The following is a 21,712-nucleotide window of genomic DNA, read 5'->3' as shown; positions in this document are numbered from 1 at the left end:
CCTGCACAGTCGTCACGGGAGCCCCCTTTGCCACAGTCACGCATCCATTCGCGTAGGGTCACCAAGCACATTTTCGTGAGCGGGGGTGTCGCCTCTTCCCTCGGTAAGGGATTGACCGCTTCCAGCCTCGGTGAGTTGCTCACCGCGCGCGGCCTGCGTGTGACGATGCAGAAACTCGACCCCTACCTCAATGTGGACCCCGGAACGATGAACCCGTTCCAGCACGGTGAGGTCTTCGTCACCGAAGACGGCGCCGAAACCGACCTCGACGTCGGCCACTACGAGCGTTTCCTCGACCGCGACCTCAACGCGTTCGCCAACGTGACCACCGGGCAGGTGTATTCGGCCGTGATCGCCAAGGAGCGGCGCGGCGAGTACCTCGGCGACACCGTCCAGGTGATCCCGCACATCACCGACGAGATCAAGAGTCGCGTCATCGCGATGGCCGGTCCGGACGCACAGGGCCAGGTTCCCGACGTGGTCATCACCGAGATCGGTGGCACCGTAGGCGATATCGAATCGCAGCCGTTCCTCGAAGCGGCGCGGCAGGTGCGGCACGACGTGGGCCGGGAGAACGTCTTCTTCCTGCACGTCTCGTTGGTGCCGTACCTGGGTCCGTCCGGCGAGCTCAAGACCAAGCCGACGCAGCATTCGGTGGCCGCGCTCCGCAACATCGGTATCCAGCCCGACGCGCTGATTCTGCGCTGCGACCGCGAAGTGCCTCAGGCGCTGAAGGCGAAGATCGCGCTGATGTGCGACGTCGACGTGGACGCGTGCATTTCCACCCCGGATGCGCCTTCGATCTACGACATCCCGAAGGTGCTGCACAGCGAAGGCCTGGATGCGTACGTGGTGCGCCAATTGGGGCTGCCCTTCCGCGACGTGGACTGGAGTGTGTGGGGCGACCTGCTCGAGCGTGTCCACAACCCGCGCGAGACCGTCAAGGTCGCACTGGTCGGCAAGTACGTCGACCTGCCCGACGCGTACCTGTCGGTCACCGAGGCGCTGCGTGCCGGCGGCTTCGCGCACTATTCCAAGGTCGAAATCTCATGGGTGCCTTCCGACGAATGCGCTACCGAAGCTGGTGCTCACGCAGCGCTCGGTGAGGTCGACGGGGTGCTGATCCCTGGAGGTTTCGGCATCCGCGGCATCGAGGGCAAGCTCGGTGCGATCCGCTATGCCCGCACCCACAGGATCCCGCTACTCGGCCTGTGTCTTGGCCTGCAGGCCGTGGTTATCGAGGCCGCACGCTCGGTGGGTCTGGATGACGCGAACTCGGAGGAGTTCGATCCCGACACCCAGCATCCGGTGATCTCGACGATGGCGGACCAGGAGCACGTGGTCGCCGGAGAGGCGGATCTGGGCGGCACGATGCGTCTGGGCGCGTACCCGGCGGTGCTGGAAGAGGGCTCGGTCATCGCGCGGGCCTACGGTAGCGAGAAGGTCTCCGAGCGCCATCGCCATCGCTACGAGGTCAACAACGCTTATCGCGACCGCATCGCCAAGAGCGGGCTGCAGTTCTCCGGCACTTCGCCGGACGGCCACCTCGTCGAGTTCGTGGAGTTGCCCGCCGACAAGCATCCCTTCTTCGTTGCGACGCAGGCGCATCCAGAACTCAAGAGCCGTCCGACCCGCCCGCACCCGCTGTTCTCGGCATTCATCGGCGCAGCACTGGCATTCAAGGCCGGCGAGCATGCGTCGGCCGCGGTGGACAGGGACAACGAAGCGGAGACAGCTACCACGACTGCAGACAGCGTCGGGTAGCGGCCACCGATGGGCCGGCCGGGGCAACACGAGTTCGACACCGTCGGGTCGCGTGATGTGTACAGCGGAGCGATCGTGGCGCTCCGCATCGACCGGGTGGTGATGCCGGGCGGGCGAGTAGCGGATCGGGAGGTTGTCGAGCACCACGGCGCTGTTGCTATCGCGGCGCTCGACGACGCCGACCGGCTGGTGCTCATCCGGCAGTACCGGCATCCACTCGGCCGACGGTTGTGGGAGTTGCCGGCCGGGCTGCTCGACGAGCCGGGTGAGGATCCGCTCGACGCTGCCCGCCGGGAGCTCGTGGAGGAGACCGGACTCGCGGCCGACCACTGGTCGGTCCTCGTCGACGTCGCTCTTTCGCCGGGCTTCACCGACGAATCGGTTCGGGTGTTCCTCGCGACCGGTCTGTACGAAGTCGGTCGTCCCGACGCCCACGACGAGGAGGCTGATCTCGAGATCGCCCGGGTGCAGTTCGACGAAGTGGTGGCGATGGCGCTGCGCGGGGACATCGTGAGCGCAACCGCGGTATCCGGGATCCTCGCCCTCGCTGCTGCCCGGGCTCGACCCGGTGCCCTACGGTCGCCGGACGCCGAATGGGTCGACCGGCCGGAGTCGTTCGCACGGCGCAAACACGGTCGGGCCGACAGCGATTTCACATGACGGCGCTGAGCGGTCAGATCGACACCTATCTGGACCACATGGCGGTCGAGCGCGGGGCGGCTGGCAACACCCTCAGCTCGTACCGACGTGACCTGGATCGATATGCCCGGTTTCTGGCCGATCGGGGTGTCGACGACTTGCGGGGCGTCACCGAGAGCGACGTCAGCGAGTTCGTCGTGGCGCTGCGACGCGGGGACCCGGAGTCCGGAACCGTCGCGCTCGCGTCCAGTTCTGCGGCGCGGGCGCTGATCGCGGTCCGCGGGCTGCACCGGTTCGCGGCGGCCGAAGGCGCGACGACTGGCGACGTGGCCCGCGCGGTGAAGCCCCCGGCCCCGGGGCGGCGACTGCCGAAGTCCCTGCCACTCGACGACGTGTTGTCGATTCTCGACGCCGCCGGCGGCGACGGTGCATCCGCCAGTCCGCGCACGGTCCGCGACCGGGCACTGCTCGAACTTCTGTACTCGACCGGGGCGCGCATCTCCGAAGCGGTCGGCCTCGACATCGACGACGTCGACGCGCAGTCCCGTTCGGTGCTATTGCGAGGTAAAGGCGGTAAACAGCGAGTGGTCCCCGTCGGCCGCCCAGCGATTGCAGCAATCGACGCCTACCTCGTAAGAGGCCGACCTGGCCTGGTGACGAAGGGGACGCCGGCGCTGTTCCTCAACGCCCGGGGAGGCCGACTGTCGAGGCAGAGCGCGTGGCAGGTCTTGCGCGATGCCGCGGAGAAGGCAGGCCTCTCGGCCGGCGTGTCGCCGCATACGCTGCGGCATTCGTTTGCCACGCACCTGCTCGACGGGGGCGCAGATGTACGCGTTGTGCAGGAGTTGTTGGGGCATTCCTCGGTGACGACGACTCAGCTGTACACCATGGTCACCGCGGGTGCGCTGCGGGAGGTGTGGTCTCAGGCGCATCCTCGGGCGCGCTGACGAGGTGCGTGTTGGCCTCGTTTCAGATCACGAAGCGGTAGCGTTGTGGAGGCAGCTCGGCGACGGGACGGGATCTACAGGACAGGGGACATTGGTGGTGACACCTCAGCCATCGCAGGCGGAGCAGGCGCACCAGGATGCGCTGTCGTACGTGGGGAACCTCGAATCGGGGCACGATGTGCCACTCGGTCCCACCGGCCGTCCGCTGCGCGACATACCAGAGCCCACACCCGTCAGCAGTCACGGACCTGCCCGGGTCATTGCGATGTGCAATCAGAAGGGCGGTGTAGGCAAGACCACGTCGACGATCAACTTGGGTGCTTCGCTCGCCGATTACGGCCGTCGGGTGCTTCTCGTGGACCTCGATCCGCAGGGAGCGTTGTCCGCTGGACTCGGCGTCGCTCACCACGATCTGGACCTGACTGTCCACAACCTGCTGGTCGAGCGCAGATCCATCGATGATGTGCTCATGCGGACCCGGATCGAGGGGCTCGACCTGCTGCCGAGCAACATCGATCTGTCGGCGGCCGAGATCCAACTGGTCACGGAGGTCGCGCGCGAGCAGACACTGGGGCGGGTCCTGGATCCGGTGCTCGACCGCTACGACTACGTGCTGATCGATTGCCAGCCTTCCCTCGGTCTGCTGACGGTCAACGCGCTGGCGTGCGCGGACAGCGTGATCATCCCGATGGAGTGCGAATTCTTCTCGTTGCGCGGGCTAGCGCTGCTCAACGACACGATCGAAAAGGTGCATGATCGGCTCAATCCGAAGCTGTCGCTCGAGGGCATCGTCGTGACCATGTTCGACGTACGTACCCTGCATGCTCGTGAGGTGATGTCGCGGGTGGTGGAGGTCTTCGGTGATTTGGTCTACGACACCGTCATCAATCGCACTGTGAGGTTCCCCGAGACGAGCGTCGCCGGCGAGCCGATCACGACCTGGGCGCCCAATTCCGGTGGTGCGGAGTCGTACCGGGCCCTCGCTCGCGAGGTCATCCACCGCTGTGCCCGGTGAGCGCGGACGTCGCTGAGGGGGTTGAGACGGCGAAGGCTGACGGGGTCGAGACGGCCCAGCCGGCGGCTGGTGCCCCGGAGGACGCCGGTTTTCGGGTGCGCCTGCGCAATTTCGAGGGCCCGTTCGACTTACTGCTGACGCTGATCAACCAGCACCAGTTGGACGTGACCGAGGTCGCGCTGCATGAGGTCACCGACGAGTTCATCGCGTACACACGCAGTCTCGGCCGAGAGATCGGCCTGGATCGCACCACCGAGTTCCTGGTGGTCGCAGCGACGCTCCTCGACCTCAAGGCGGCGCGACTGCTGCCCGCGGGCGAGGTGGACGACGACGAGGACCTGGCGCTGCTCGAAGCCCGCGACCTGCTCTTCGCGCGGCTGCTCCAGTACCGCGCCTACAAACAGGTCGCCCAACTGTTCGGCGAGTTCGAGGCAGCCGCGCTACGCCGCTACCCGAGGTCGGTGTCGGTTGAGGACCCCTACGTCGAACTGCTCCCCGAGGTGCTGCTCGGTGTCGATCCGCAGCAGTTCGTGGAGATCGCGGCGACGGCGCTGGCGCCCCGTCCTGTCCCGACGGTAGGGCTCGGGCACCTGCACGTGCCCACGGTGTCGGTGCCGGAGCAGGCGGCGCGGATCCTCGAACTGCTCCAACGGCGGGGACGGGAGGAGTGGGTCCCGTTCGACGAGTTGATCGTCGAATGCGAGATGCCCGTCGAAATCGTCGCCCGCTTCCTCGCGCTGCTCGAGCTGTACCGGGAGCAGTCGGTAATGTTCACGCAGACCGAGCCCCTGGGGAGCCTGCTGGTGAGCTGGACCGGCGAGACCGCGGACGCGCCCGCGAGCGAGGAGGACTACGGATGACGTCCCTGGACGCGCAGGACGACGCGGAGGACGTGAGCCTGTTCGAGGAGGAGTTCGCACCGATGCCGGACGACCGTCTGGTGGCGGCGCTCGAGTCCATGCTGCTGGTCGTCGATGCCCCGGCCTCCGCCGAGATGTTGGCGTCTGCGCTAGGGGAGTCCGAGGCGCGGGTAGAGACGATGCTCCGCACGATGTCCGACGACCTCACTGCCCGCGGCAGCGGCATCGACCTGCGGTTCGCTGGGGACGGCTGGCGGCTCTACACCCGTACAGAGCACGCCCGGTACGTCGAACGATTGTTGCTCGACGGAGCCCGGTCGAAGCTGACCCGTGCGGCGCTCGAGACCCTCGCGGTGATCGCTTACCGGCAGCCGCTGACTCGGGCTCGAATCAGCGCCGTCCGCGGCGTCAACGTCGACGGTGTCGTCCGTACGCTGCTGGCTCGCGGTCTGATTGCCGAAGCCGGCCCAGATCCAGAGACCAATGCGACAACCTATGCGACCACCGAACTGTTCCTCGAACGCCTCGGGCTGGCCTCACTGAAGGATCTGCCACCGCTCGCGCCGCTGCTCCCGGACGTCGATGTGATCGATGACATCAGCGAGAGTCTCGAAGCGGATCCACGATTTGCGAGAATGGGGACGACCGCGGGGTCGGTAAGCACGCCGGATCCCGAGATCGACCTAGAAGACTGACAGGGATCGAGAAGTGAACAAGCCCGCTCGCCGTGATGGCATACCGGACCGCAGAAGAAGGCAGGCCAGGGAGGGTGCTCCCGGCACTGCCCGACCGACCCCTGCATCGAACAAGCAGACGAGCAAGCAGACCAACAAGCGAGGCAGGCCGAAGGCACCCAAACCGCAACGCGCTCAGCTGCAGCCTCACGTCCCCAAGATCAGCAACGCCAAACCGGCAAAGCACCAGTACACGCCCGACGACCGTGACCTCACGGTAGTGCAGGGTGATGGCGTCCGGCTGCAGAAGGTTCTCGCCAAGGCCGGTGTCGCATCGCGCCGTGCCGCCGAGGAACTCATCGCGCAAGGCCGCGTCGAGGTCGACGGACGGATCGTCGTCGAGCAGGGGCTGCGCATCGATCCCGAGAACGCCGTCGTTCGTGTCGACGGCACCCGTGTGGTCGTCAAGGAGGACCTGGTTCATCTGGCGCTGAACAAGCCGCGCGGCTGGCAGTCCACGATGTCCGACGACCTGGGACGCCCATGCGTCGGCGACATCGTCTCCGAACGTGTCGCCGCAGGCCAGCGCCTGTTCCACGTCGGCCGGCTGGACGCCGACACCGAGGGGCTGTTGCTGCTGACCAACGACGGGGACCTCGCACACCGCCTGATGCACCCTTCGTACCAAGTGTCGAAGACATACCTGGCAACGGTGCAGGGCGTCGTGGGTCGCGGCGTCGGCAAGTCCCTCAAGTCCGGTGTCGAGCTCGATGACGGGCCCGCCAAGGTGGACTCGTTCGCGCTGCTCGACATCAACGATGGCAAGTCGCTGGTGAAGGTCGTGCTGCACGAGGGTCGCAAGCACATCGTGCGTCGCTTGCTCGAGGCCGTCGGGCACCCGGTTATTCGCCTGGTTCGCACGGACATCGGCGCGGTCGCTCTGGGCGACCAGCGGCCCGGAACCCTGCGGGTGCTCGGCCGCCACGAGGTGGGCGGCCTCTACGGGGCGGTCGGCCTGTGAGCGCGGCGAACGAGGGCGCACTGGTCGTCGCGATCGACGGACCGTCGGGCACGGGGAAGTCCAGCGTTTCCCGTCGGCTGGCGACACGGCTCGGTGCCCGCTACCTCGACACCGGTGCCATGTACCGGATCGCGACTTTGCACGCCCTGCGTCAGGACGTCGACGTAGCCGATCCGGCCGCGGTGGCGGAGGTGACCGCATCACTGCCGCTGACCATCGGAACCGACCCTGGGCACGCCGGCGTGCAACTCGACGGTGAGGACGTCACCGCCGAGATCCGCGGCGCGGAGGTCACGCGGGCCGTGTCCGCGGTGTCGGCGGTCCCGGACGTGCGCACGTTCCTGGTGGACCTGCAGCGGCGGATCGTCGAGCAGGCCGAGCGGATCGTCGTCGAGGGTCGCGACATCGGAACCGTCGTGCTACCGGGCGCGGACGTCAAGATCTACCTCACGGCCTCCGCGGAGGCGCGGGCCTTGCGGCGCCACGCCCAAGACCTCGCCGAGGGCCGCGACGGGGACTTCGACGCCGTCCTCGCCGACGTCCAGCGCCGCGACCACCTCGACTCCACCCGAGCGGTATCACCGCTACGTCCGGCGGAGGATGCGGTGACGGTCGACACGAGTGAACTGGGCATCGAAGATGTGATCGGCAGACTGCTACTAGTGGTCAGCGATAGGACTGGAGCAGTGCGGTGACCGACGATGTTGTGAGCGACGTGGCCGATGGCGGTTTCGCCGGCGACGGAATCTGGATCGAGGAATCCGACTGGGATCTCGCAGACTTCGTCGAAGGCGATGAGGCAGAGGAGCATCTCGCGGTCCCCGTCGTCGCGGTCGTCGGGCGCCCCAATGTCGGAAAGTCGACGCTCGTCAACCGGATCATCGGCCGCCGTGAAGCGGTCGTCGAGGACTTTCCGGGTGTGACACGGGACCGAGTGTCCTATGACGCGACCTGGGCCGGACGCCGGTTCACCGTCCAGGACACCGGAGGCTGGGAACCGGACGCGAAGGGGCTGCAGCAGTCGGTGGCGCGCCAGGCCGAGCAGGCGATGCGGACCGCCGATGCAGTGCTGCTCGTCGTCGACGCCGTCGTCGGTGCGACCGCTACGGACGAGGCTGCGGCCAGGGTGCTGCGCCGCTCCAAGACGCCCGTCATCCTCGTTGCCAACAAGGTCGACGATGCCCGCACCGAGGCCGAGGCGGCAGCACTGTGGTCACTCGGTCTGGGGGAGCCGCGCATGGTCAGTGCGACGCACGGCCGCGGCGCGGGCGACCTGCTGGACGACGTCCTGTCGGTGCTTCCGGAGACCCCGCGCGAGGGAACCGGCGGTGGGCCGCGCCGGGTGGCGCTGGTCGGCAAACCGAATGTAGGGAAGTCGAGCCTGCTCAACAAGCTGTCCGGTGACGAGCGGTCGGTGGTCCACGATGTGGCGGGCACCACCGTCGACCCGGTGGACTCGCTCGTCGAACTCGGCGGCAAGGTCTGGCGGTTCGTCGACACGGCCGGCCTGCGAAAGAAGGTGAGCCATGCCAGCGGTCACGAGTTCTATGCGTCGCTGCGCACCAAGTCTGCGATCGAGGCCGCGGAGGTCGCGATCCTCCTGATCGACGCGTCGCAGCCGATCACCGAGCAAGACCTGCGGGTGCTGTCGATGGTGGCGGACGCCGGCCGGGCGCTGGTCCTTGCGTTCAACAAGTGGGATCTCGTCGACGAAGATCGCCGCTACGTGCTCGAGAAGGAAGTGGACCGCGAACTGGTCCGCGTTCCGTGGGCACAGCGGGTCAACATCTCCGCGCAGACCGGCCGGGCCGTCCAGAAGCTGGTGCCCGCGATCGAGACCGCGTTGGAGTCGTGGGACAAGCGCATCCCGACCGGGCGCCTCAACACGTGGCTCAAGGAGGTGGTGGCGGCGACGCCGCCGCCGATGCGTGGCGGGCGACTGCCGCGCATCATGTTCGCGACCCAGGCCGGCACCCGCCCGCCGACCTTCGTGCTCTTCACCACGGGCTTCCTCGAGGCCGGTTACCGGCGTTTCCTCGAGCGTCGCTTGAGGGAGGAGTTCGGGTTCGACGGTAGCCCGGTACGCATCTCAGTGCGCGTGCGGGAGAAGCGAACCCGCAAGAACCGCTGACTCTCTGGCCGCGGCGCCACCCCCAACCAGTCGCGAGACATGCTGACCAGGCGATTCGCCTTCCCGAGCGCCACTGTTGTAATCTCTTGAGGCGCCCGAGGGCGTGGGCGGGCTGTGGCGCAGCTTGGTAGCGCACTTGACTGGGGGTCAAGTGGTCGCAGGTTCAAATCCTGTCAGCCCGACCGAGAAAACCCCAGGTGAGACACTGTTTCACCTGGGGTTTTCTTCGTTTCCGGATGGTCCCAGTGGGTCCCGCAAAAGCCCAGGAAATCCGCGATGACAGCCACCAGCCGACAACCAGAGGGCAACCAGATAGCCACCAGCCGGACGGCAGGCAGACCGCGGACCGCCCCATCTGCGCCGGATCGGTGCGCTACACCCCCGGATGGACAACCCCTGCTGCGTGTTGGTGGCCCATGCTGCGATGTTGTCGAGACCGTCGAGCATCCCATCAGGTGTTTCCCCGGCAGGTGAATTCATCGGTCACACCTCGTCTCGCAGATCGTCCGGGACGGCGGGTGGTGCGCCGACTCGCCCTGCCGCATCCCACCGCAGCCAATCCCGGATGTCGTGGACGGCTTCGGAGGAGTCGACGAGACTCGAGCTCCGCTGAAGCCGCTCCAAGTCGGTGCGGAGTTCCGCGATCTGGTTGTCCTGCTTCGTGTTCCAGGCGGCAAGCACACCCACGATCGCCACACCGATTGCTTGGATGATGTCTGGCGCCATGTCAGCCTCGCGATGGTGCGCATACTTCTCCAACTCGTCGATCCGCTTGTCGGTCACACCGTTCGGCGTGTACTTCACCGGCGATCACAGATTGCCCGCTGAGAGGCGCCAGCGGTCCCGGAATATACCCCCTGGGGTATTGGTTGGAAACGGCCGTTAGTTCAAACCCATGAGGGCCGGCTTTGTCCGACCACAGATAGGAGGCATGAACGATGAGGATTCTGGTGCTCGGTGCGGGGTTCGGCGGCCTGGAATTGACGACGCGGTTGTCCGAGGAACTCGGCGAGAAGGCTGAGACAGTGCTGATCGACAAGACCGAGGGCTTTGTCTTCGGGTTCTCGAAGCTGGACGTGATGTTCGGCCGGGCCACGCCTGAGAGCGTCTTTCACCCGTATCGGGACTGCGTCAAGCCCGGTGTGGAGTTTGTCCAGGCGACCGTCGCGTCGATAGACCCCGTGCGGCGTCGCGTGGAGACCGACGCTGGACCGTATGAGGGCGACGTGCTCGTGGTGGCTTTGGGCGCCGACCTCGACCCAGCGGCTACGCCGGGCCTTGCCGAGGGTGGTCACGAGTTCTACACAGAGGCCGGCGCGTTTGCCGCGGGTGAGGTGTTGGCCGAGTTCGCGGGCGGGCGGGTGATTGTGGGGCTGACGTCGACGCCGTTCAAGTGCCCCCCGGCACCGAGCGAGGCAGCGCTGTTCCTGCACGACTTTCTCACCGAACGTGGCCTACGCGAAGAGTCAGACATTTCCCTGGTGATGCCGTTGCCCGCCCCGATTCCGCCTTCCCCCGACGCGTCGCGGGCCCTGCTGTCCGCGTTCGAGGAGCGAGGCATCAGCTTCCATCCCAATGACTTTGTTCGGGAGCTCGATCCGGGCCGAAAGGTTGCCCGACTCGCCGGTGGTGGCGAGTTGGCCTACGACCTCTTCCTGGGTGTGCCAGTCCACCGCGCACCGCCTGTGGTCGAGGAAGCCGGGATGTGTGTGGATGGCTGGGTGCCCGTGGACCCGTACACGTTGCAGACACGGTTCAGCGACGTCTTCGCGCTGGGCGATGTCACCAGCGTCGGCACGGCGAAGGCCGGCGTGTTCTCTGAGGGCCAAGCTGCGGTGGTCGCCCAAGCGCTCATCGCCCGACACCGAGGTGGTGAGTCACCGCTCTACGGGGGCAAGGCTGTTTGCTACATCGAGTTCGGCCGCCAGCAGGTGGCCACCGTTGATGTGACGTTTCGCCCGGACCAAACGCCCTATGGGACGATGGCTGGCCCGTCGGCGGCGCTCGCCGCGGATAAGGCCGAGTTCGGTACGACCAGAATCCGGCGCTGGTTCGGAAGCGACTAGCGCTAGCTCTCTACGGCAACGTCTCACCCGTCCCAACGAGACTGGCCTCGAGTCCGTGTTCAGAGAGGTCGCTTCGCTGCACCCAGCAGATGCGTAGATCGATGCCGTGCTCGGCGACCCGAGCGGCTCGAGCGTGAGACGGCAAAACCCAAGCGTCGATGTGTAGTTGCGCTACCCCGGCGGCTCGTTCGGCAAGATCGGCCGGACACAGCTGACATAGCCGACGCGTACTGGTTCCGAGTCGGACAGGTCGGCGGTGTGTCGACGCAGTTTGTCGGCCTGGTCCAACAGCGCCCTGGTCTTGGGGAGTAGCGCGGCGCCCGCGTCGGCAAGGGTGACAGAACGGCGGTCACGGTCGAAGAGCTGCACCTTCAACTCACGCTCGAGAGCCTTGATCTGTTGGGACAGAGGCGGTCCGGCGGTATGCAGCCGGTCGGCCGCCCGGCTGAAGTTCAGCTCATCGGCGACGGCTACGAAGTAGCGAAGCTGGCGTAACTCCACCTAGCCATTGTAGTGCGGTAGGAGGCAGGGCCTACCACCAGCGAGCAAACTTGTCGTGGCCGCTGCACGCGGGTAAGGGGCACGATCACTGAAGGAACGAGAACTGACCCGAAAGGTGCAAGGCCCAGCATGAGTCCATCCCTCCGACACCCCCAACTCGAGTTGCGGAACACCTCGGCGAAGGATCACTGTCCAACTTCACGCGGTTGCTCACCAAGGTCAACGCCGAGCTACAGCGTCCAGGAACCGCTCACCACCCACCGGCGATAGCTCCCGGGGAGGGGAGTAGACCTGATAGGTGTCAACCTGAATCATTTGCCCGGCCCACTCGACAGGAGAAGTCATGACATCACCGCTGTCTGACCTTGGACTGAGGATTCCGGTCCTGGCCGCCCCGATGGCCGGCGGACCGACCACACCGGCGATGGTTGTCGCCGCACACCGGGCGGGCGCTCTGGGATTTCTCGCCGCCGGATACAAGACGCCCGACGCGATGAAGGCGGAGATATCCGTGATCCGTAACGCATCAATTCCGTTCGGTGTCAACCTTTTCGCACCGAATAGCGTACCGGTCTCATCCGAGATGTATCGAACGTACGCCGAGATTGTGCAACGTGAGGCCAACCGATTCGGGCTTACCCTGCCCCCGGACCCGCTCGAGGATGACGACTACTTCGATGACAAGATCGAGTTGCTGCTATCCGACCCAGTCCCAATGGTCAGTTTCACCTTCGGAATTCCGGGCATCACCGCGCCCACTCGAGTCACCGGTGTGATCCGGGCGTTGCACGCCGTAGGCACCACCGTTGTCCAGACGGTCACCTCGGTGCACGAGGCCGAATTGGCCGCCCAAGAGGGCGTCGACCTGCTCGTCGTCCAATCCAGCGACGCCGGAGGGCATTTCGGAACGTTCACTCCCCACAGTCCGCCGCCCTTCCTGCCCATCAGTGAGCTAGTCGTGCAAATCAAACGTACTGTCAAACTTCCTGTCATCGCCGCCGGCGGGCTGGCCACCGCCGCCGCTGTTGCAGAAGTTGTCCACGCTGGCGCCCATGCGGCCATGGTCGGCACCGCCCTGTTGCGCGCCGACGAGAGCGGAGCGTCCGCAACACACCAAGCAGCCCTGGCCGACCCGGCCCGAACCGAAACGGTCATCACACGCGCATTCACCGGGCGACCTGCGCGCGGACTACGCAACGCGTTCATCGACACCTACGAAGAGATCGCACCCCTCGGGTACCCGTCGATACACCACCTCACCGGCCCACTACGCAAAGCAGCCGCTGCGGCGGGTGAACCCGACCTCGTTCACCTGTGGGCCGGAACGGGCTACCGCCACGCCTCCAAGGAGCCCACCCCACAGATCCTCGCTCGCCTTGCTTCACGGACATAGCCCTCGATCTCTCTGCTTGCGGTCATCACGGGCTACCAGGCGGCAGCGCCTGCGTTTGCGCCTCCGCAAGTCGCGACGCGTTGCCACGACGACTGCAGCGGGCAACCTGAGGTGGAGGAGCCCGCATGCATGACAACGCCAGTTGACTCGGCAAGTACGACCCAGCTGTCGATTGACGCCGCACAGCCGATCTGTGATGGGTAGCATCGTGTGTACGGGCTAGAGATTGTCGAGCCAGCCAATCGAGCCGGGCATTGCCAGGATCGAGGGGGTTGTGAGCGCGGATGCACTTGGTCCGGCGCGGAGAGGGATCCGCGTCGCAGTACTCGCTGGCATCCTTGTCGTCCTCGGCATCATTCTCCAGAGCGGTATCAGCATCGCGAGCACCGGCCCTGAGGCGCAACCGCAAGTGCATGTGCTGTCGGCTTCCTCGACGCCCACGACCGCGGAGGGCGCGCCCGGGCATACGCACATCCAGGCCGCGTCGCCGGACCCCGCCAATGAAGCGCCGGCCGTCATGGCGATGCCGCGCAACGACGGCAAGCTACTGCGTTCGGCGATGGTCGCTGTTCTCGCTGTGGGCGCAATCGGTTCGGCTGCGATATTGATCGCAGCACCGGTGCTTCCACGGCCGAGAGCGCCTGGGGCGCTGCCTATCCGGCATGGCCGTATGGTCTTGGACGACATCTGCATCAGCAGGTGCTGATCAGTACAAACAGGCACCGAGTACCCATCCTTGGGGCCTGATTTTGTCTTGCGCAGCTCGCAGTCAGACATGTAGGACCACCCCATTTGTAAGAAATATCGGGGGCACCATCATGAATCGTGCTTCTTCCCTTCTCGCGTCTGCCTATCCTGACCGCTCTTCGAACCCTCTGACCTGTGGAGGGCGTGCGCAACCGGGCAGGTTGGTCGGCAACACACCGGTCCTGTGGATCGGTGCCCCTTTCGCCCGCGATGGTCGTGGATTTTGGGCGAAACTCGAGGGCTGCAACCCCGGCGGAATGAAGGATCGCCCCGCTCTGCACATGGTCGAGCGAGCCCGGGCACGTGGCGACCTTGCGCCGGGGGCAATGATCATCGAATCAACCAGCGGTACACTCGGTTTGGGGCTGGCGCTGGCCGGAATAGTCCACCACCACCCCGTCACCGTGGTGACCGATCCGGGCATGGAACCCCTCATTCACCGCATGCTCCGCGCTTACGGAGCCACTGTCGTCGTAGTCGCAGAGCCTCACCCGGTAGGCGGCTGGCAGCAAGCCCGCCTCGAGAAAGTTGGTGAACTCCTCGACATACATGCCGGATCATGGTGTCCGAACCAGTACGCCAACCCCGACAACGTCGCGGGCTACGAGTCGCTCGCCACTGAACTGATCACCCAGCTCGGCCGGATCGACACTCTGGTTTGCTCGGTGGGCACCGGAGGTCATTCTGCCGGAGTGGCGCGTGGGCTTCGCCGGGTCAACCCGGGGCTGAAGCTGGTCGGGGTCGACACCGTGGGCTCGACGATCTTCGGTCAGCCCGCAGGGTCGCGGCTCATGCGTGGGCTCGGTTCGAGCATCCATCCGGGCAACGTCGACTATCCGGCATTCGACGAAGTGCACTGGGTGGCGCCGGCGGAAGCGGTGTGGTCGTGCCGGACCCTGGCGGCGACCTGCCACCACGCAACTGGCGGCTGGAGTGTCGGTGCGGTGGCGTTGGTGGCTGGTTGGATCGCCCGTACCAGCGACGAGGGCACCAGGATCGCCGCGATCTTCCCCGACGGTCCCGATCGGTACTTCGACACCGTGTACAACGACAGTTACTGCGCCGAGCACGGGCTCCTGGGCATCGACGCCCCAACCGCGCCGGCCACCATTGCTCACCCGACCGAACGAGTCGTCAGGTCCTGGACACGTTGCACGACCGTGGTCGATCCCGAGGATCCGCCATGAGAAGGCTGGTGTCCGAGTTCCGCAGCTTTGACCGCGCCAGCCGGGTACTGATGGTCAACCAGTTCTCCATCAATATCGGGTTCTACATGTTGATGCCATACCTGGCGGGCTATCTGTCGGGTTCGCTCGGGCTCGCGGCGTGGGTAGTCGGGTTGGTTCTCGGTGTCCGGAACTTCTCCCAGCAGGGCCTGTTCCTGGTCGGGGGCACGCTCGCCGACCGACTGGGATACAAACCGCTCATAATTGCCGGCTGCCTCCTGCGAGTGGCTGGGTTCGGGCTGTTGGCCGTTGTCCAGTCGTTGCCGGCGATACTGGCCGCCTCGGCCGCCATCGGATTCGCCGGTGCACTGTTCAACCCCGCCGTTCGTGCCTACCTTGCTGCCGACGCCGGCCCCCGCCGGGTCGAGGCGTTTGCCGTGTTCAACGTCTTCTACCAGGCCGGAATTCTTCTCGGCCCCCTGCTCGGGCTGGCACTGACCACCTTCGATTTCCGCATTACCTGCTTGGCGGCAGCGGGCGTCTTCACCGCACTGACGATCACCCAGATCTGGGCGTTGCCCACCGCACCAGTCGAACGTACGCACCGACCGAACCGGGTCCTACACGATTGGCGGACGGTAGCAACGAATCGGCCGTTCGTGCTGTTCGCCCTGGCGATGATCGGGTCCTACATTCTGTCGTTCCAGATCTACCTGGCGCTGCCCTTGCAGGCAGGCATCATCACTGGTGCTGCGACCTCCACTGCGCTGGTGACCTCCATCTTCGTCATCTCGTCCCTCGTGGCCATCGCCGGGCAGATGCGGATCACCGCCTGGTTCTCGAAACGATGGGGTTCGCGCCGTAGCTTGGTGATCGGCATGTCCGTCATGGCAGTAGGCTTCGCGCCGCTAGCAATCGTTCCCGACGGGTCGACCCTCGGGGTGCCCGCCGCGGTAGTGGCTCTGCTCCTGTCGGCGGGGCTGGTGGCAATGGGCACCGCCGCGGTGTTTCCGTTCGAAATGGACACTGTCGTCGCTCTGTCGGGTGGACGGTTGGTCGCTACCCACTACGGGTTCTACAACACCGTCGTCGGGATCGGAATTCTGCTGGGCAACCTCGGGACGGGCGCGGTGTTCGGAAGCCTGCAGGCAGTGCAATTGGGATCCGTGATCTGGGTGGTGTTGATCGCTATCGGAGTGGGGTGCGCCACAGCTCTGTACGGTCTCGAGCGCTCGGGACACCTGAACGCCGCGAAGGTCGTTTCTGCCCAAGGGGATTCGGTCCAGGCTATCCACCCGTAGGCCTCGACCATCGGGGGCCGAGGCATCGGTATCGTCGTCTACTGTTCAGCGGCGCATGTAAGTTACGTGTCCACCGCCCCTCCGAACGCGAAACGAGTTCGTCGATGCCACGCACCCGTGTCCCACGCACCCGTGTCCCACGCACCCGTGTCACTGTCTCAGTACTGTCCGCGGCGGCACTGCTTCTCGTCGGCTGCTCGGAGGCCGGGCAGCCGACAACGCAGGAGCACGCCACCGCCCCGGCAGTGGCGTTGGATACCGCGCTCACCCATGTGCACGGCATTCATGTGCGGGCCGATGGAACTGTATTGGCCGGTACTCACACCGGGCTCTACGCCCTCGACTCGTCGGGCGGTACCTCCCGGGTCGGGGACTCGGACGACGATTTCATGGGCCTGACAGGCGTGCCCGGCACCGACACACTCTTTTCCTCCGGCCATCCCGGGGTATCGAGCAATGCCCCGAATCCGCTTGGGCTGAGAGGTAGCGACGACGGCGGCACTACCTGGTCCGACCGATCGCTGGGCGGACAGGTCGACTTCCACACCTTGGCGGCCGACGGACGTCTTCTCGTCGGATTCGACGGCGCTGACGAGCTGGCGGTATCCGTGGACGCCGGTTACAGCTGGACGCGAGGAGCATCCGTTGATGCATACTCCCTGGCCATGACAACCGCGGCCGTCTGGGCTTCGACCCCGGACGGCTTGTTGCGCAGCACGGATGGCGCCCAGTCCTTCACGGCGGCAGTCGACAGTCCCCCTCTGGTGCTGCTGGCAGGCGCCGGCGACGCTCTGTGGGGCATCGACGGAAGCGGCGACGCCTGGCGCAGCCGTGAGGGAGCCGACTGGCAGAGGGTCGACCGGGTAGGTGCGGTCGACGCGTTGACGGCGGTCGACTACGAAACCGCGTACGCCGCGACGAATCAGGCCCTATACATCCTCGGCTAGCCCCCTTGTTCGGCGTGGCGTCAGCGACGGGGCTCGGGCCGTTGCGGTGCCAATTGGCCAGTGATCTGAGCCCGCTCACGTATGACCGCCTCTGCGGTGGGGGCCACGGCTCGTGTGGTGAGGGTCACGGCCGACGGGCAGGGCCCTAGCAAGACCTCACGCACCCCGTGGGCGACTTCGAACGACGCCCCGTCGGGAAGCGACATCCGCTTCGCGCAACTGAGGAGGTCGCCGTCTACTCGACCAACGCCTTTCGCCGCCTCCAGTCGATGTGGGTGACCTTCCAGGACCGTCGACCGAGTAGCAGGACACGAGGTCCTCAGGCGTCGTCGGGTCCGGCTCGACGCTGAATTTCCCGAGTATATGGCGAAGAACCGCGACTTGGACTATCGTCCAACTCACTGTCCTTCCCGCGCGGCAGGGCAGTAGGGTCGGGCGATGGCATTGGGATGATCCGACAGCCACCGCCCGTCAAGGGGGGCGGGCGCGGGCGGTGCCGATTTGATGGGGATCGGCACCGCCCGCAGCACCACCGAGATGGAGGAGTGGCCGCGTCCAGCCTGCGTTGCGCCGGTGAGGTGAATACAGGTAGTCGAACAGGTAGTGCCCACGTCCCCGTTGTGCCCGTTCGCGCGGCAGTCTGGAAGTAGTCGTTCAGACCGACCTTGGGAGCGTGACTGAGATGATGGGGCGCGGGCGTAAGACGCTCATAGCGCTGGACAGTGGCAACTGGTGCATGGCCCGGGTCGTTGGACGGCGTCGTGGCGAATCAGGTGTCCGCGTCCGGTACCTGAAGCACCGGGCCGGTGACAAGTACCCGGTCTTCACCATCGCCGAGGCCAATGCCGGCGACGGTGTCGCTCTGTAGCCGGTTCGGTGGCTCGAGCCTCTCCTCGGAGAGGCTCGAGGCACAGGAGCACTGGCGTCCTACACCCGCGGGCGTGCAGGCCGTCGCTGAAATTCGAGCCCGAAAAGTCCGCGACCAGAACGTGATTCGACGTTGAATTCTGCCAGGGCCGTCACTCCCCGGTGTGTTGAGGGGTAGGCACCGGGCACACGGTCCGCGGGGCGTGGAGGCGCCTCAAGGGAACCGAGAATGACACGCACCTCGTACTGAAGCGTGCTCTCTCGTCCGGGTCGCTCAGGCGAACTGAGGACAGTACGCGACGGTTGCGGCCATGAGGACGTTGGCGACCTCCCCACCGGAATAGCCTCCGTCGGTGACTAATTCGGCGGTGAGATCGGGCTTGCTCTGGCCCCGGTTCAGCCCATCGCAAATCGATCGCCCGAGCCGGATCTGGTCGGCCTCGGGTCGCTGAATGAGATTGAAGTCGGTGATGTACGACAGGAACAGCAGATCTTCGCCGCCCAGAACCGGATTCGACGCGGCATCGCGGTCGTTCTGGGAGCCGGTCGGCTCCTGAGGAAGTGGGGGCTCGGCGACGGGGACAACGTTTGTGTCGGCCTCGGGCGCGGGCGGAGCGGACGGGTCTGGATGAGGTGCTTCCTCGACCTGATCCGTCGTAGTTGGATTCGGTGATGTCTGAGCGAGCACGACAGCGTCGGCGTCGTCCGGTGTGGCGTCCGGTGTGCTGCTGCATCCGGTCATTACCAGGAGCGCGGTGCAGAGTGCGGCGAGGAGGCCGAGCCGTGTGGTTCGAATCACGATGCGAGATCTTGCCCTACGACTGCGGCGCGGTCGTACTCGGGTCGCCAGGCGGGATCGTTTTCTTCTCGGCAAACCCGGATCGCGGTCGCTCATGACGGCGCGCGGCCGCGAAAATCCGGGTGGACGTCGGCCAACAGGACTAGCGTCAGGGCGGTGAGCATCCTTGGATCGATTCTGCGTTCCGTCGATCGCACCGGTATCGAGCCGGTGGCCTGGCAGCCGCCGCCCCCGCCGCCTGAGACCGGGTTGTTCGGCCCCAGCCGGGAACTCGACGGGGCGCAGCTGTGGAAGCTGCCCACCGGACGCGGTCCCGAAGATGTCGCCGTGGACGGCGACGGGCGCGTGATCACTGGGGGCGAAGACGGGCGTCTGTGGCGGTTCGACGCCGACGGCCGCGCAACCGAACTCGCGCACACGGGCGGGCGTCCGCTCGGTGTCGAAGTGCTCGACGACGGTCGCTACCTCGTGTGCGACAGTCGGCGCGGGGTGTTGCGCGTCGACGAGTCGGGTCGGGTCGAACTGCTCGCCGACACTGCTGTGGGTCGACCGGTGTTGGCGTGCAACAACTCCGCCGTCGGCCGGGACGGCGTCGTGTACTTCAGCGATTCCTCGTCGCGGTTCACTATCGAGGACCACCGCCTCGATCTGCTCGAACACAGTGGCACCGGGCGCCTGCTTCGCTTCGATCCACGTACCGGGGAGACGGACCTGCTCGCCGATGGGCTTCAGTTCGCCAACGGAGTCGGATTGTCCAGCGACGAGTCGTACGTGATCGTGGCTGAGACCGGCTCCTACCGCATCCAGCGAGTCGAGCTCACGGGGCCCCGGGCGGGAACGGCGTCCGTGTGGGCGGACAACCTGCCCGGAATCCCGGACAATGTCACATCGCAAACCTCCGACGGCATCTTCTGGGTCGCGCTCTACAGCCCCCGCATGCGGTTGCTCGATCAGGTGGCGCCGTACCCCACGCTGCGGATCCTCACGGCGAACCTGCCGGACTTCGTCCAGCCCGACCCTGAACACCGGGCCTGGGTGCTGGGACTCGACGGTGACGGTCGGGTAGTGCACAGCCTGCGGGGCGGCAAGGGCAGCTACGCGCCGGTCACCGGAGTGCGGGAGACGCCGGACTGGATCTACCTCGGCAGCCTGACCGCCGGGGCGGTCGCGCGGGTGCCGAGGAGAGAACTGGCAACCTAGCCGAACATATCTGGGGGCTGCGAACCACGCTCGAGTGCGCGTTGACGGCGCTACGGCAGGCGAATATGCGCTGGTGGGCGGCCAGTTCCTGACATGTGGCAAGCTGGCCACCGACAATTCGGACGGATCTGAGGGGAATGCCGGTGGACGGGGTGGGACAGCACAAGCCCGGTGTCGGGCAGCGCACCGACCGCGTCTTGACGGTCCCGAACCTGCTCAGCGTCGTGCGGCTCGCGGGGGTGCCGCTATTCCTGTACCTGCTGCTGGTTTTGCACGCCGACGGCTGGGCGCTCGTGGTCCTCATGTTGAGCGGATTCACGGACTGGGCCGACGGCAAGCTTGCGCGCTTGCTGAACCAGACATCGAGGCTCGGCGAACTCCTCGACCCGTTCGTCGACCGCCTGTACGTAGTAACGACGCTGATCGCGTTCGTCCTCCGCGACATCATCCCCTGGTGGGTCGCGGCGATCCTCATCGGCCGTGACCTGATACTGGCCCTTACGTTGCCGATCTACCGTCGCCGCGGGCTCCCTCCGCCCGACGTCATCTACCTGGGCAAAGCCGCGACGTTCGCGCTGATGGTCGCGCTGCCGCTCCTGCTCGCAGCCCAGGGTGACTGGGGCTTCGCAACCGTCGCACAGGCGTTGGGCTATGCGCTGCTCATCTGGGGAACAGCCCTGTACTTGTGGACGGCTGGGCTGTACATCGCCAAGGCGGTCGGGGTCGCTCGGAACTTGTCGCCGATCGACGATCGGGGTGGCCCGTGACGGAAACCCCGCGGCAGGTCCGAAGGAATCCCGTTCCGTCACTGCTCAAATCGCTCATGACCGACCACCTCGACCCCGGATATGCGGGGGCCGCCGAGGATCGCAGACTGGGTCACGCGAAACCTGGGCGGGTGGGCGTACGCGCGTGGATCGCGCTGGGTGCGGCCCTGGTCGGGCTGGTGCTCGGCACTGCATACGCGCAGGCGTCGTCGTCTGCGAGTGACGTCGACCAGACCCGAACCGAACTGCTTGCCAAGGTGCGAGCGGCAGAAGACCAGGCCCGATCGCTCGCCGCGAATCGCGAAGCGCTGACGGTCCGCGTCCAGCAGTTGCGGGCGAGCGTCCTCGCCGACGACGCCGAGGGCGCGAAGGTGCTCGGCCAGTTGCGTGACCTCCAAGCTGCCGCCGCGAACGAATCGGTGCGAGGTCCTGGCTTGGTTGTCACCCTCACCGACCCGTCCACACGGCCCGACCTGTCGGACTCGTCGCAACGCGTGCCCGGTTCACCTCAGGCCGGAGTCCTCGACCGCGACCTACAGGCCGTCGTCAACTCGCTGTGGGCGAGCGGCGCGGAGGCCATTGCGGTCGGGGAGGTGCGTGTCGGGCCCGACGTCACCATCCGACAGGCCGGGGGCGCGATGCTCGTGGACAATCAGCCGGTACCGTCGCCGTACCGGGTGGCCGCTGTCGGGTCGCCGTCGAGATTGGAGACCGGATTCGTCGTCAGTGACGCGTACCTGAGGATGTCTACGGTCCAGCAGTTGTACGACGTGGGATTTACCATCGCCGAGTCCGACGATCTGACGCTGCCCGCCGCGACAGGTCGCCAAACGAGATTCGCACAGGAATTCGCTCAGGAAACGGGGGCACCGTGAGGACGGTGAAATCGCTGAAGACGGTGAAATCG

The 21,712-nt window shown here is 66.2% G+C and carries 21 protein-coding genes, 1 tRNA gene and 1 pseudogene; 20 read left to right on the top strand and 3 right to left on the bottom strand.

Going from position 1 to position 21,712, the window contains the following annotated elements; translation table 11 throughout:
• Positions 1-27 precede the first annotated feature (27 nt).
• The 10 genes from EGT50_RS07410 to EGT50_RS07365 all read left to right on the top strand — a co-directional run bounded on the left by EGT50_RS07410 (position 28) and on the right by EGT50_RS07365 (position 9,233).
• The gene (locus EGT50_RS07410) at positions 28-1,764 is read left to right on the top strand and encodes a CTP synthase (protein WP_127952096.1); all 1,737 of its coding nucleotides are present in this window, start codon (positions 28-30) and stop codon (positions 1,762-1,764) included.
• A 9-nt stretch (positions 1,765-1,773) separates the two neighbouring features.
• Positions 1,774-2,424: an NUDIX domain-containing protein gene (locus tag EGT50_RS07405; protein WP_127952094.1), complete on the top strand. Its 651-nt coding sequence runs from the start codon at positions 1,774-1,776 to the stop codon at positions 2,422-2,424.
• Positions 2,421-3,350 (top strand): site-specific tyrosine recombinase XerD, encoded by a 930-nt coding sequence (gene xerD / locus EGT50_RS07400; protein ID WP_127952091.1) that lies wholly within the window; start codon positions 2,421-2,423, stop codon positions 3,348-3,350. The genes EGT50_RS07405 and xerD overlap by 4 nt, the downstream gene beginning before the upstream one ends.
• Positions 3,351-3,492: 142 nt before the next feature.
• Positions 3,493-4,365, top strand: a complete 873-nt coding sequence (locus tag EGT50_RS07395; RefSeq protein ID WP_235870639.1) for a ParA family protein — start codon at positions 3,493-3,495, stop codon at positions 4,363-4,365.
• 95 nt (positions 4,366-4,460) lie between these two features.
• Entirely contained in the window at positions 4,461-5,225 is a 765-nt protein-coding gene (locus EGT50_RS07390; protein WP_235870638.1) for a segregation and condensation protein A, read from the top strand.
• A complete protein-coding gene (gene scpB / locus EGT50_RS07385; RefSeq protein ID WP_127952084.1) occupies positions 5,222-5,920 on the top strand; it encodes an SMC-Scp complex subunit ScpB in 699 nt (232 codons plus the stop codon). Before EGT50_RS07390 ends, scpB begins: the two co-directional genes overlap by 4 nt.
• Before the next feature lie 13 nt (positions 5,921-5,933).
• Positions 5,934-6,920 (top strand): pseudouridine synthase, encoded by a 987-nt coding sequence (locus EGT50_RS07380; RefSeq protein WP_127952082.1) that lies wholly within the window; start codon positions 5,934-5,936, stop codon positions 6,918-6,920.
• Complete coding sequence (cmk, locus tag EGT50_RS07375) at positions 6,917-7,615, top strand: (d)CMP kinase (RefSeq protein ID WP_127952080.1); 699 nt, start codon at positions 6,917-6,919, stop codon at positions 7,613-7,615. The genes EGT50_RS07380 and cmk overlap by 4 nt, the downstream gene beginning before the upstream one ends.
• A complete protein-coding gene (der, locus tag EGT50_RS07370; RefSeq protein ID WP_127952078.1) occupies positions 7,612-9,051 on the top strand; it encodes a ribosome biogenesis GTPase Der in 1,440 nt (479 codons plus the stop codon). The genes cmk and der overlap by 4 nt, the downstream gene beginning before the upstream one ends.
• A gap of 108 nt (positions 9,052-9,159) precedes the next feature.
• A tRNA-Pro gene (locus EGT50_RS07365) sits at positions 9,160-9,233 on the top strand.
• 301 nt (positions 9,234-9,534) lie between these two features.
• Here EGT50_RS07365 and EGT50_RS07360 read toward each other — a convergent pair.
• Positions 9,535-9,855, bottom strand: a complete 321-nt coding sequence (locus EGT50_RS07360; protein WP_127952076.1) for a hypothetical protein — start codon at positions 9,853-9,855, stop codon at positions 9,535-9,537.
• A gap of 134 nt (positions 9,856-9,989) precedes the next feature.
• Between EGT50_RS07360 and EGT50_RS07355 the strand changes: the two genes are divergently transcribed.
• Positions 9,990-11,117 (top strand): NAD(P)/FAD-dependent oxidoreductase, encoded by a 1,128-nt coding sequence (locus tag EGT50_RS07355; RefSeq protein ID WP_127952074.1) that lies wholly within the window; start codon positions 9,990-9,992, stop codon positions 11,115-11,117.
• Between the two features lie 31 nt (positions 11,118-11,148).
• Here EGT50_RS07355 and EGT50_RS17355 read toward each other — a convergent pair.
• A pseudogene (locus EGT50_RS17355) lies at positions 11,149-11,618 on the bottom strand (LysR family transcriptional regulator); the annotation flags it as partial.
• A 343-nt stretch (positions 11,619-11,961) separates the two neighbouring features.
• Between EGT50_RS17355 and EGT50_RS07345 the strand changes: the two are divergent.
• The 6 genes from EGT50_RS07345 to EGT50_RS07320 all read left to right on the top strand — a co-directional run bounded on the left by EGT50_RS07345 (position 11,962) and on the right by EGT50_RS07320 (position 18,040).
• Complete coding sequence (locus EGT50_RS07345; protein ID WP_127952072.1) at positions 11,962-13,011, top strand: nitronate monooxygenase; 1,050 nt, start codon at positions 11,962-11,964, stop codon at positions 13,009-13,011.
• A gap of 274 nt (positions 13,012-13,285) precedes the next feature.
• The gene (gene lpqS, locus EGT50_RS07340; protein WP_127952070.1) at positions 13,286-13,717 is read left to right on the top strand and encodes a putative copper homeostasis (lipo)protein LpqS; all 432 of its coding nucleotides are present in this window, start codon (positions 13,286-13,288) and stop codon (positions 13,715-13,717) included.
• A 112-nt stretch (positions 13,718-13,829) separates the two neighbouring features.
• Positions 13,830-14,945: a PLP-dependent cysteine synthase family protein gene (locus EGT50_RS07335; RefSeq protein WP_127952068.1), complete on the top strand. Its 1,116-nt coding sequence runs from the start codon at positions 13,830-13,832 to the stop codon at positions 14,943-14,945.
• Entirely contained in the window at positions 14,942-16,225 is a 1,284-nt protein-coding gene (locus EGT50_RS07330) for an MFS transporter (RefSeq protein WP_127952066.1), read from the top strand. Before EGT50_RS07335 ends, EGT50_RS07330 begins: the two co-directional genes overlap by 4 nt.
• 104 nt (positions 16,226-16,329) lie before the next feature.
• Positions 16,330-17,172 carry a F510_1955 family glycosylhydrolase gene (locus EGT50_RS07325; RefSeq protein WP_127952064.1) on the top strand — a complete coding sequence of 281 codons (843 nt, stop codon included), beginning with the start codon at positions 16,330-16,332 and terminating at the stop codon, positions 17,170-17,172.
• 682 nt (positions 17,173-17,854) lie between these two features.
• A complete protein-coding gene (locus EGT50_RS07320) occupies positions 17,855-18,040 on the top strand; it encodes an enoyl-CoA hydratase (RefSeq protein ID WP_127952335.1) in 186 nt (61 codons plus the stop codon).
• A gap of 273 nt (positions 18,041-18,313) precedes the next feature.
• On the opposite strand, the gene EGT50_RS07315 is transcribed toward EGT50_RS07320, so the two are convergent.
• A complete protein-coding gene (locus tag EGT50_RS07315) occupies positions 18,314-18,838 on the bottom strand; it encodes a DUF732 domain-containing protein (RefSeq protein WP_164873356.1) in 525 nt (174 codons plus the stop codon).
• 156 nt (positions 18,839-18,994) lie between these two features.
• Here EGT50_RS07315 and EGT50_RS07310 point away from each other — a divergent pair, with 156 nt between their 5' ends.
• From EGT50_RS07310 to EGT50_RS07300, 3 genes are all read left to right on the top strand, one after another.
• A complete protein-coding gene (locus EGT50_RS07310) occupies positions 18,995-20,038 on the top strand; it encodes an SMP-30/gluconolactonase/LRE family protein (RefSeq protein ID WP_127952058.1) in 1,044 nt (347 codons plus the stop codon).
• A 143-nt stretch (positions 20,039-20,181) separates the two neighbouring features.
• Positions 20,182-20,805 carry a CDP-alcohol phosphatidyltransferase family protein gene (locus EGT50_RS07305; RefSeq protein WP_235870621.1) on the top strand — a complete coding sequence of 208 codons (624 nt, stop codon included), beginning with the start codon at positions 20,182-20,184 and terminating at the stop codon, positions 20,803-20,805.
• Entirely contained in the window at positions 20,802-21,680 is an 879-nt protein-coding gene (locus EGT50_RS07300) for a DUF881 domain-containing protein (RefSeq protein WP_408014611.1), read from the top strand. The genes EGT50_RS07305 and EGT50_RS07300 overlap by 4 nt, the downstream gene beginning before the upstream one ends.
• Positions 21,681-21,712: the final 32 nt, after the last annotated feature.

It is taken from the genome of Rhodococcus xishaensis, from assembly GCF_004011825.1.
GTDB lineage: Bacteria > Actinomycetota > Actinomycetes > Mycobacteriales > Mycobacteriaceae > Prescottella > Prescottella xishaensis.
Note: the sequence above shows the minus strand (reverse complement) of the source record. Positions and strands in the feature narration are given on the sequence as shown.